Annotated in this window: 12 protein-coding genes; 1 reads left to right on the forward strand and 11 read right to left on the reverse strand. The window is 58.5% G+C overall.

All coding sequences use genetic code 11. The features are described 5' to 3' along the window. Positions 1-485 (forward strand): integrase core domain-containing protein (locus ACN0SW_RS19740; RefSeq protein WP_417729615.1); only part of this gene is annotated, 485 nt, incomplete at its 5' end. Between the two features lie 15 nt (positions 486-500). Here the strand turns inward: ACN0SW_RS19740 and ACN0SW_RS19745 are convergent. From ACN0SW_RS19745 to ACN0SW_RS19795, 11 genes are all read right to left on the reverse strand, one after another. Beyond that, positions 501-1988, reverse strand: coding sequence for an O-antigen translocase (locus tag ACN0SW_RS19745; protein WP_417729616.1), 1488 nt, complete (start codon positions 1986-1988; stop codon positions 501-503). 243 nt (positions 1989-2231) lie between these two features. After that, on the reverse strand, positions 2232-3329 hold the full coding sequence (locus tag ACN0SW_RS19750) for a DegT/DnrJ/EryC1/StrS family aminotransferase (RefSeq protein WP_417729617.1): 1098 nt from the start codon (positions 3327-3329) through the stop codon (positions 2232-2234). After that, positions 3326-4087: a WxcM-like domain-containing protein gene (locus ACN0SW_RS19755; RefSeq protein ID WP_417729618.1), complete on the reverse strand. Its 762-nt coding sequence runs from the start codon at positions 4085-4087 to the stop codon at positions 3326-3328. Before ACN0SW_RS19755 ends, ACN0SW_RS19750 begins: the two co-directional genes overlap by 4 nt. Then, a complete protein-coding gene (locus ACN0SW_RS19760) occupies positions 4084-4635 on the reverse strand; it encodes a GNAT family N-acetyltransferase (protein ID WP_417729619.1) in 552 nt (183 codons plus the stop codon). The genes ACN0SW_RS19755 and ACN0SW_RS19760 overlap by 4 nt, the downstream gene beginning before the upstream one ends. Positions 4636-4674: 39 nt before the next feature. Beyond that, positions 4675-5046: a MarR family EPS-associated transcriptional regulator gene (locus tag ACN0SW_RS19765; protein WP_417729620.1), complete on the reverse strand. Its 372-nt coding sequence runs from the start codon at positions 5044-5046 to the stop codon at positions 4675-4677. Between the two features lie 476 nt (positions 5047-5522). Beyond that, positions 5523-6410 (reverse strand): plasmid partitioning protein RepB C-terminal domain-containing protein, encoded by an 888-nt coding sequence (locus ACN0SW_RS19770; protein WP_417729621.1) that lies wholly within the window; start codon positions 6408-6410, stop codon positions 5523-5525. 110 nt (positions 6411-6520) lie between these two features. After that, positions 6521-7363 (reverse strand): IS21-like element helper ATPase IstB, encoded by an 843-nt coding sequence (gene istB, locus ACN0SW_RS19775; protein WP_417729622.1) that lies wholly within the window; start codon positions 7361-7363, stop codon positions 6521-6523. Next, entirely contained in the window at positions 7360-7827 is a 468-nt protein-coding gene (locus ACN0SW_RS19780; RefSeq protein ID WP_417729623.1) for a Mu transposase domain-containing protein, read from the reverse strand. The genes istB and ACN0SW_RS19780 overlap by 4 nt, the downstream gene beginning before the upstream one ends. A gap of 122 nt (positions 7828-7949) precedes the next feature. Next, positions 7950-9461 (reverse strand): IS66 family transposase, encoded by a 1512-nt coding sequence (gene tnpC, locus ACN0SW_RS19785; protein ID WP_417729624.1) that lies wholly within the window; start codon positions 9459-9461, stop codon positions 7950-7952. A gap of 55 nt (positions 9462-9516) precedes the next feature. Further along, complete coding sequence (tnpB, locus tag ACN0SW_RS19790) at positions 9517-9870, reverse strand: IS66 family insertion sequence element accessory protein TnpB (RefSeq protein ID WP_417729625.1); 354 nt, start codon at positions 9868-9870, stop codon at positions 9517-9519. Further along, positions 9867-10076 (reverse strand): hypothetical protein, encoded by a 210-nt coding sequence (locus ACN0SW_RS19795; RefSeq protein ID WP_417729626.1) that lies wholly within the window; start codon positions 10074-10076, stop codon positions 9867-9869. The genes tnpB and ACN0SW_RS19795 overlap by 4 nt, the downstream gene beginning before the upstream one ends. Positions 10077-10255 lie beyond the last annotated feature (179 nt).

A 10255-nucleotide genomic window follows, 5' to 3' on the forward strand; every position in this document is an offset into this window, starting at 1 on the left:
TAGGGCTACGACTGAGCGCTTACATCTCGGGGCGCCGAGTGGCGCGTGAACTGACGGCCCTGATCGAGCGCCGCGGAAAGCCGGGGATGATCGTCTCTGACAACGGCACCGAACTGACCAGTAACGCGATGTTAACCTTCGCTGCCACCCAGCGGATCGAGTGGCACTACATCGCGCCAGGCAAGCCGATGCAGAACGGCTTCGTGGAGAGCTTCAATGGCCGGATGCGGGACGAGCTGCTCAACGAGACGATGTTCCGCAACCTAGCACACGCGCGGATCGTGATCGGGGCCTGGGCCGCCGACTACAATACCGAACGCCCGCACTCGGCCTTGGACTATCAGACCCCTGCTGATTACGCGCGGACCCTGACCACCGCAATCGCCCGCCCCGCTGCGCGAGATGATAGCTCCGCGCGTCGGGCGATTGCTCACCCTGCGCCGATTGGCGTAAACACCAATCGGGCTCCGGTCGCGGCTGGATGAAAGTTCAGTGGCAGGTCAATTATCCCCCACTGGCCAACCGACTCTTGAGAAAACTCGTGCCAACCGGGTCTCGGAGCCTGTTTTCGCAACAACAATGCGCAGTCCGATAATCCCGGCCCCAAGGGCAAGGACCGGAGAAATCACTGTGGCGGCGAGTGGATGATAAAGGGCGAGTATCAGAAGCCCTGAGGCAAGGCCCACATGCAACATCAACAGACCAAGAGTTGGAGATTGCCAGCGAAAACCATGTAGATACCGTACAGAAGCCCAAGTGGCTAAAAAGTGTAGTGCGTATGCTATAGTGAAAGCGGGCCCAGCTGCTAAAACGCCTAGGTATGAAAGTGTAGGAAAAAGCATCAACAAGAACGGCACATTGAAGCTCAGCTGTAGAAGGATAAATACCATGCTGCGAGCGGATGCAACTACGGCAAGGCCCAAAGCCCAAGCAGCAATTTTGAAAACGTTGCCCACCGCTTGCCATTGAAGCAGCTCGACAGCAGATAAAAATTCCGACGAGTACATTAACGGGACCAAAACTGGCGCACTGCCGATTAAAAGAAGAAGGAAAGGCCCACCAATGGCTAAGCCAAACTGCGCCTGCATATTCATCAAGGCTATGGTTGCCGTACGATCCTTAATTACCTCAGACAGTCTAGGATAATAATCCGCTGCCATAGCCGTGAACATAAATCCCACATACGTCATTGTGATGCTCCAGGCGGCCGCAAACTGACCTGCTTCCGAAAGCCCCAAATCATGTGCGATCTGTCCGCGAACAATAAGCAGGGTCGCAGTTGAAGCAAGGCCGCCAAGCATAAAGGCAAGTCCCAACTTGGCCATAGGTTTCCAGATGCTCCAAATCGTTGCGATCGGAAGGTCTTTGACTGCTAGGGTCGGCAGGCGACGGACGAAATAGAAGGCTATGATCATTGAAGTAAGCGGCGAAACTAGCACAAACCAGATCAAGCCACTTGTTCTCAAGATCCAAACAGCCCAAAGTCCACTGATGCTTGCCACGAGTGCGCTCAATACAGTTAGGCGACCGAGGTCGTCGATCCTTCGCAGACCCTGCAGCAATGCCGTCTGTGCCAGCGACACCAGGGTCAGAAAGACTGCCACACCGATAAGTCCAACCTCCGACGCACGAAATTCATCGCCGAAAAGCCAAATCGAGATAGGCTCTCGCAGGATCCAAATGACAGCCATTGCCAATCCGCCCTGAATGAGATGGGCGCCCATAAGCACGCATCGCACGCGACTAAGGGTCACTTCGTCTCCGCGCGTACTAGCAATTTCCCGAACTGCGCTAGAGTTCACACCCAAACCAGCGACCTGAGACGACATGTCTTGTAAGCTCGAATAGATGCTAAGCAGGCCTACGCCAGTAGGACCCAGCATAAGGGCTAGAAGTTTCATCCGAATGATCGAAATGACAATGCTTGCGCCTTGGGCGGTCCCGATTACGGCCATAGACCGAAGTAATCCGCGTGCTGTTTCAGGCATCGGGTGCAGCCACTTGTTTGTTCACTTTAATTTGTCAAATACGTACGATTTATGGTGCGGGGTCTGCACCGGATGCATTGAATGGAGCACGAACTCTGTTCGTTACGTACCAGTTGCAAGCAGAGATTTGCTTTAAAACCGTTAACGGGGCTTTGACGATATCCATGCGAATTAGCTGAGTTGGTATCGAAAATAAGAAATGACCCGTCCAAAAAAATCGCGCCCATCTGGTTGCCAACAAAGTCAGACGGCATTTTTAAGTACGCATATGGTCTTTTTCGCGCCCTCGAGAGAGAGATGGGGCCCCATCGGTAGGCTCAGGACATGGGTGGCAAGATCGCGTGCCAATGGGAATGCTTCGGGCGGCATGGCAAGGTTGCTGTAGGCGTCTTGCATGTGTGGCGGGATCGGATAATGGATGAGAGTCCCGATACCTTGCTCGTTCAGCTTGGCCTGAAGGGCCTCGCGCTCGCCGTGACGAACGACATAAAGGTGCCAGACGGGCTCTGCCCAATTCGGCACTTGCGGCAGGATTAAGTCGGTGCCTTGCAAATTTTCGCTGTAAACAGATGCGATTGCGCGGCGGCGCTCTGTCCACGTGGCGAGATGCGCAAGTTTAACGCGCAAGACCGCGGCCTGGATCGGGTCGAGCCTCGAGTTGACGCCTTGCTCGTCATTCACATATTTCCGGCTTGAGCCATAGTTGCGCAGTACGGCTACGCGTTGCGCCAAGGCGGGGTTGTTTGTGGTGATAGCGCCGGCATCGCCAAGGGCGCCCAAGTTCTTTCCAGGGTAGAAACTCCAGCAGACAATATCGCCATGGGCTCCGATGCGGCGGCCCTTGTAACGTGCACCATGCGCTTGCGCGCCATCTTCTATGACGCGCAAGTCGTGACGCCGCGCTATGTTCAAGATGTGGTCCATATCTGCCGGTTGCCCATAAAGATGGACGGGCAAAACGGCGCGGGTCCGTGGCGTCACCGCCGCTTCGATGCGCGCTGGGTCGATATTGTACGTCGCCGGGTCGGGTTCGACGGGCACAGGCGTCGCGCCCACCTTGGTGACGGCAAGCCAGGTCGCGATGTAGGTGTTCGAGGGCACAATGACCTCGTCACCCGGTCCAATATCGAGCGCGCGCAGAGCCAGCGTCAGCGCGTCAAGCCCATTTGCCAGTCCCACCCCGTGTTTGGCCTCGCAATACGCGGCCCATTCGGCTTCGAATGCCTCGACCTCGGGGCCAAGAATGTACCAGCCGCTCTCGAGCACACGCTGGACTGCCGCATCAATTTCTGGCTTTAATTCACGGTAGGCGGCGCCTAGGTCTAAGAAAGGGACTTTCATTTTTTCGTCCTTTCGAGCTCTGCCAGAAATTCCTCGTAGGTCCTCAGGTAGTCGTCGGCTTCGTAGGGCCGCGATGCGAAAACGAGCAGCACTGCATCAGGACTGTAGCGGTATTGGGTGCCCCAAATCATCTCGGGCATGAACACGCCCATGTCCGGCCGGTCCAGCGTCACTTCGCAGCGGCGGTCTCCGTCGTCGAGTAGCACCCTGCAGGACCCATGCAGGCAGATCAGGAACTGCTGACAGTGCTTGTGGGCATGTTCACCGCGCAACTCCACCGAGGGTACATCAAAAACGGCAAAATACCGGGCCGGAGAAAAAGGCACCTCGGTAGGCACTTCGCCCACCGTCAAGCCACCGCGCGCGTCCTCGATGCGCCGCATTAGATAGAGGGCGCAGTCACCTATACCGAGGGGCACGCGCGCCGGCCTGGTGACGTGATCATGTGTGCTTATGTCAATTTGGCGCGGGTCTGGCAGGCTGTCCGCGCCGGTCCGTTCTCTGTAACCAACGACCTGTGCCGGATTGCCTTCGACGATCGAGTTTGGGGGGACCGAGCGGAGCACGACCGCGCCAGCCCGGACCCAAGCACCTTGCCCCACGGTGACGTTTGCGCCTACGACGCATGCCGCATCCAACTGTACACCCGCATGCAACTCGATCCCATCCCCAGCGAGTACGACGCGTGACCCGATTGTCACCGAGGCATCGATCTTCGCGGAGCCTGGAACGATCGCGTCGGAAGAAATGCCAGTCATTCGCTGTCCTCGTTTTCGATTATTTTTAAATAAGCCGGCTTGTCCGCCTCGTACTGGGCGCGCGTATACTCAAATTCGATCTCATCGGTAGATTGCCCGATTTCAGTCATGCCTAAACGCTGATAGAATGCGATTGCATGGTCGTTGTCGGCCCGGACGTCGATACGCGCTACGTTGAGTTCCAAATAATGAAACCCAAACCCGAACGACAAAAGAGCGCTTTCCAGCGCGGCCTTGCGTGGTTTCCTTGCGTCAAGTACCCAGCTGCCCCAAGTGAAGTGTTCGGCGGTTATTTCGTAAAGCCGCACGGTCCCGCAGGGCAGGCCATCGCGTCGCTCGATGATGAAATAAAACTCGTCTCCTCGCGCCTCACGATCCTTATAAGTCTCAATCCAGCGCCGTTGATCCTGGACCGTCCCGTCGACCGTGGACAAGTACTGGTTCAAGGCAGGATCGGTGCGCAAGCCGCACACATATGCGGAATCATCCGGGTCGATCAACCGCAGGCGCAGATTAGGTCCCTCAACAGGTTTTGAAATGTTCTGCATGTCTTTATCTCTGATAACTCTCCGCGCGCAAAACGACTTCTAGAAATTCTTGCCAATGGCGCCGGGTTTGCCTTCTTCGGTAAGCTCATCCTGCAGCAATTCAATTTCGGCCTTCAGGGCTTCGTATTCCGCCAGTTTACGCTTCAGGAACCTGCCGGTAATCAACGACTTCTCCCTGATGCCTTTCGGGGTCAGGACATACGCATATCGGCGCTTGTCCTCTGCCGCAGTGAATTTCCCCAACTTAACCAAGCCCTTCTCAATCAGGGCATTCAGCACGTAATGCATGCCTCCAACGCTTACCCCAACTGCTTCAGCCAACTCTCGTTGTGACATCTCCGGGTTTTCTTGCAGGAGGCGAAGCACGCGAAAATGCGTGTCTTCCTGCAGCTTGGTGCGCTTGCTGGTCATTTTGGGATTTTTTCAGGCTACCGCACAAGGACTGCCTGTGAGGCGCCTTGTTGAATGAGAATCTGATGTCGAGAACAATTTCCGCATCGCTCAGTTTTGAGCGGTAGCAAATGCTGCGCGCGCAAACAAGCGAGAAACTGAAATTGCCGAGAAGTTTTTGACACTACCAGCGCATAAGCTGAGCCACGCTCCGAGTGAACAAGCCACCGCGGAGCCTCACTCAGCCGGCAGACTGCATTTTGCGCTGATACGCATCACCAACATGTAGTCTGGTCATGTAAGAAGTTCATAACTGAACGACCCCGTCAGCGCAAGGCCGGTTCATGCGGCGGCTGGTCATCGGCCCCAAGAGGGCATGGCGATTGGCTCTCGAGACAGCGCACCACGACGCCTGTTGATCGGACAGTTGAGCAAACATGCTGGCGGTTGATCCCAAGCCAAACAGATCAGTTGGGACTATCTTTCGGTCCCCAGTCCTATGGTGCGTCATTATCACTTCCATCTGGTAGGGTTTGTTCTGCCGACCAGACCTCGTTCGACCCTTCCTCGCGCTCAGCCTGTTCCACTGCTTCCTCCATGCTGACGGTGTTCAGCACCAGTTCGAACTGCTCAAGGATCTCGGACGCGTGCCGCGCCACGTAGGACCGCACGGCCTCATTCTCCATCAGCTTTTTCAGGTAGCCCTTGGCGACGACGAGGTTCAGAAGCTCAGACCCGTAGTTTTCTTCGGCATGCTTGTACTTCTCCTGCACCTGACTCATCTCGCGCTCGAGCTTGACGATCTGTTCCAGCGGGTCTCCCTTGGGCTTTTCCGGTTGTGGTGGCTTGTAGTCGGTGCGCTGTTCTGGCGGCGTGGCTTTGAGGAGGGCGTCTGCGTGCGCCGCTGTAATCGTGTTCGCTGCGATCATCAGTTCGACCGCCTCTATTTGTCGCGCGGCTTTCATCTTCCGCAGATGCCGGGTCACATCTGGCGTGAACTGATGATCCTGAAGCAGCTCCACCGCCTTGGGGCAAATTCCGTGCAGTAGGTTGATCCGGCTGTTGATGGTTGAAAGGTTCACGTTGAAGGCCCGCGCCAGCCGTTCCTTGCTGACACCTTTGTCGATGGCGCGGCGCAGCATGTAGTGCTCCTGCACCGTCGAGAGCCGGTTGATCCGGTGGTTGTACGTGTAGGTCTCGAAATCTTTGGCGATCAGACAAGGCGCCGTGTCTTGGCCCAGCTCCTTCAGTGCCAGAACTCGCAGATTGCCATCCAGCAGTAGAAACCCCGGCGCATCCGGATCGGGCTTGATCACCGACAAGGGCTCGATCAGCCCGATTTCTCGGATTGAGGACACGATCTGCTTGAACTTGCGCGTGGTCATAACGCCGTCCGGCACCTTCTTGGAAGGCATCTGTCAACGCCGCGTGAAGTTTCCCCAGAAGTGCCGAAGTAAAACTCCCCACTTGTTCGGGTCCGGTGATCAGCCGGCTTTCAGTGATCGGCAGCTCCGTTTCTGGTTTTGGGCGGTCGTCTCCGGCGTTTCGGAGGCGGCGGCGGAGCGATTGGTGCATTAGCCCGCACGTGCTCGGGTATGAGGTCCGCATGGCCGCGCAGACGGTAGCTGGCTCCTTCGATCTGGATGACCACGGCATGGTGCAGGAGGCGGTCCAGGAGCGCGGTGGCGACGACTGGATCGCCGAAGACCTCTCCCCATTCAGCGAAGCCGCGGTTGGAGGTGAGGATCATGGCGCCTTTCTCGTAGCGGGCGTTGACGAGCTGGAAGAACAGGTTGGCGCCACCGGTGCTGATAGGCAGGTAGCCGATCTCGTCGACGATGAGCAGCGAGGCCCGCGTGTAGAAGCGGATCTTCTCGGCCAGCCGCCCCTCCCGCTCGGCCTGGGTTAACGCTCCGATCAGATCGGCCAGTGCCGCGCGGTAAACGCTCTTGCCCGCCTTGACCGCGGCAACGCCGAGCGCGGTCGCCAGATGGCTCTTTCCGGTGCCCGGCGGCCCGAGGAAGTGCAAAACTTCGGCCCGACGGATGAAGTCGAGTTGAGCCAGCGCCGCGATCCGCTCCCGGTCGAGGGAGGGCTGGAAGCTGAAGTCGAAGCTTTCGAGAGTCTTGACCGGCAGCAGCTTCGCCGTGCGCAGCGCGACATCGATGCGACGGGTTTCCCGCGTCGCGTATTCCTCGCTCAGCAGGCTGTCGATCGCTTCGATGGCGGTGATCTCGCCCCTCTCGAGCTGTTGCAGGGTATGCTCGAGAGCTTCGAGCGCGCGGGGCATCTTCAAGCCCACCAGCGCGCCGCGGATGCGGTCCAGTAGTTCGGTCATGAGCGAGCCCCTTCGGCCGCTAGGCGGCGTCCCACGGCATCGTAGAAGTCCAGCGGCCGTCGCAGACCCTGGGATGTCGGCAGGAGAGCTGGTCGCTGCGGAGGAGCCTTTCGGTGCGCCGGATCGACCCGCCGACGAGCCTTGCCCTCAAGTACCGGATGGCGGGCGATGAGGTGACCCTCTTCGAAGATCCGCAGCTCCGTCGCGTGGTGCTGGACCTCGAGTGTCCGCCGCCGCGCGGTGTCGGGGACGGAGTAGAAGTTGCCGCCGATCGAGAGCATCCCATCCTTGCTGACCCTGCGCTCGACGGTCAAAACGGCGCTGTAGGGAATGAGCGGAAGCGGCGTCAGGCTCGACGCCTCCTCGGCGAAGGCCTCGTCCACCACCTGGCGGGTCGTGGCATGCACACGTGGGTTGGCCACCTCTCTTGGCCAGCCGTCGAACTGGTCGTTGAGATCGTCCATGTTCCGGAACGAGCGCGCCAGGAAGAAGTCCTGCCGGATGGTGTGAGTGCTGGACGTAATCTCCCCAAAACGGCTGGATGAAAATTCCCCAATTGGGCGCTGAGGCGTAAGCGGTGCGCCGTTCACACCGGATTGACGTAGTTCCAGGGCAGCAGCTGGTTGATATCGGTTTGTTTGTGCCCGCCTGCTATGGCTTTCAGGACACCGGACAGATAGCCATGGGGCTCGATCCCGTTGAGTTTGCAGGTCTCGATCAGGGATGCGATGACGGCCCAGTTTTGCGCTCCGGCATCATGGCCTGCGAAGAGCGCGTTTTTGCGGTTGAGGGCGATGGGACGGATGGTGCGCTCGACGGCGTTGGAATCCAGTTCGATGCGACCGTCGTCGAGGAACCGGCATAACCCTTCCCAGTATTTAGCGATGTATTTCAGGGCCTCTCCGGTCGGCGATTTTGCCGAGACGCGGGCGCGGTTCTGGACGAGCCAGAGCTCGAAGGCGTCGATGATGGGTTTTGAGCGGTCCTGTCGTGCAGCGTGCCGTTGATCGGCAGGCAGGCCGCGCAGGTCTTTTTCGATACGGTAGAGTGCCTGGATTTGAGCCAGGCCCTCCTGCGCGATTGGAGCTGCGCCAGATTGGGTCACATCATGCAGTTTGCGGCGGGCATGGGCCCAGCAATAGGCCAGCGTCACATCCTGCGCAGGGCGTTTGAGCAAGCGGTTGTAACCAGCATATCCATCGACCTGGAGGACACCGCTGAAGCCTTTCAAAATATTGTCTGCATGCTGGCCGGATCGTCCGGGCGCATAGGTGAAGGCTACTCCGGGAGGATCATCACCGCCCCAAGGCCTGTCATCACGGGCCAGCGCCCAGAAGTATCCGGTTTTGGTGCGTTTGCGCCCGGGTGCCAGAACGGGTGCGGGTGTTTCGTCCATGAAGAGCTTGGTGGAGCGCTTCAGATCGGCCATGAGCGCATCATAGACCGGGGTCAATTCGAACGCCGACTTGCCAACCCAGGCGGCCAGGGTTGAGCGATCCAGATCAATCCCCTGGCGGCTGTAAATCTGGGCCTGTCGATAGAGCGGCAAGTGATCGGCATATTTGGAGACCAAGACATGTGCCAAAGTGGCCTCGGTCGGCATGCCGCCTGCGATGATATGGGCTGGCGCCGGAGCTTGGGCGATCCCGCCTTCGCAGGACCTGCAGGCGTACTTTGGGCGGCGGGCAACAATCACCCGGAACTGGGCCGGGATGATGTCCAGTCGTTCGCTGACATCCTCGCCAATGACGTGACGCTCAGTTCCGCAGGCGCAGGATCGCTCGGGTTCAATGACCACCTCAACCCGTTCCAGATATTTGGGTAGTGATCCGCGATTGGTCTGGCGCGGCTTTGGGGGCCGCACGGGCGCGGTCCGCTCGTCCGCGTCGATCTCGGCTTCCACCTGCGCGATGGCGGTCTCGATATCCTCGAGTTCCAGTTCATACTGGGCCGGGTCAATCTTCTCGGATTTGGCCCCGAAGAGCGCCTTCTTGAACGAGGCGACCAAGGCCTCAAGCCGCGCATTCTGATCCTGCTGCGCACGGATGATGGCCTTCAGTTCGGCAATGTCATCGGGCAATTTGTCAGGCACAGTCATGCCCCATCTCATAACAAAACAAGGGCAGAATGACCCGCGCAAACGACCCCGTGAGTCACTCCGCCGCAGCTGGGGCTGCCACCTCCAAAGGGCGCACGCGCCGCCAATCCAACCCCGCAAACAGCGCCTCAAACTGGGCCGGTTCCAGGCGCATCACCCCGTTCTTGACCGCGGGCCATGTGAAGCTGTTATCTTCAAGCCGTTTGTAGGCCATCACCAGCCCACTGCCGTCCCAGTAGATCAGCTTCAAGCGATCCGCGCGCTTGGCCCGGAACACATAGACCGACCCATCAAAGGGCTTCTGGCGCAGGTGGCTCTGTACCAAGGCGGCAAGCCCGTCATGGCCTTTGCGGAAGTCCACCGGATCGCTGGCCACAAATATCCGGACCTTATGTGAGGGTACAATCACGTAGCCAAAGCCCGGGCAATCTCGGCGATCCGCGCCGCTGGCGTTGACGCATCAAAACGAACGGTGACATCGCCGTTGATCACGTCAATTGTACCGGTTGATGGGGTGGGAAGAGGCTGGGCTGACGGCACAGGTGCCTCGATCTCAACAGGCACAAAATCCATGCCATCCAGGTTTGGCAAAACCAGCTTGCCCTGCCGCGCCATCCGCCGCCAATCAGACACCGTGCTGGGGATCAACTCATACCGCTTCTGACCTGCCCCCCGCGAGATCCCTCAGTCTGATGTAGAGTCTGCTCAACCGCGAAGGAGCAGATGAATGAGAAAGAGCCGTTTCACGGAGGCGCAGATAATCGGGATGATCAAGGAGCAGGAGGCCGGGATGC

Source organism: Roseovarius sp. (assembly GCF_048262375.1).
Lineage (GTDB): Bacteria > Pseudomonadota > Alphaproteobacteria > Rhodobacterales > Rhodobacteraceae > Roseovarius.

Bases quoted from the DNA above. Each gene is read 5' to 3' on its own strand.
- ACN0SW_RS19770 (WP_417729621.1), bottom strand. From the start codon at position 6,410: ATGACCACGCGCAAGTTCAAGCAGATCGTGTCCTCAATCCGAGAAATC.
- ACN0SW_RS19745 (WP_417729616.1), bottom strand. From the start codon at position 1,988: ATGCCTGAAACAGCACGCGGATTACTTCGGTCTATGGCCGTAATCGGG.
- ACN0SW_RS19795 (WP_417729626.1), bottom strand. From the start codon at position 10,076: ATGGCGCGGCAGGGCAAGCTGGTTTTGCCAAACCTGGATGGCATGGAT.
- istB (WP_417729622.1), bottom strand. From the start codon at position 7,363: ATGACCGAACTACTGGACCGCATCCGCGGCGCGCTGGTGGGCTTGAAG.
- ACN0SW_RS19760 (WP_417729619.1), bottom strand. From the start codon at position 4,635: ATGCAGAACATTTCAAAACCTGTTGAGGGACCTAATCTGCGCCTGCGG.
- tnpC (WP_417729624.1), bottom strand. From the start codon at position 9,461: ATGACTGTGCCTGACAAATTGCCCGATGACATTGCCGAACTGAAGGCC.
- ACN0SW_RS19750 (WP_417729617.1), bottom strand. From the start codon at position 3,329: ATGAAAGTCCCTTTCTTAGACCTAGGCGCCGCCTACCGTGAATTAAAG.
- ACN0SW_RS19755 (WP_417729618.1), bottom strand. From the start codon at position 4,087: ATGACTGGCATTTCTTCCGACGCGATCGTTCCAGGCTCCGCGAAGATC.
- ACN0SW_RS19765 (WP_417729620.1), bottom strand. From the start codon at position 5,046: ATGACCAGCAAGCGCACCAAGCTGCAGGAAGACACGCATTTTCGCGTG.
- ACN0SW_RS19780 (WP_417729623.1), bottom strand. From the start codon at position 7,827: ATGGACGATCTCAACGACCAGTTCGACGGCTGGCCAAGAGAGGTGGCC.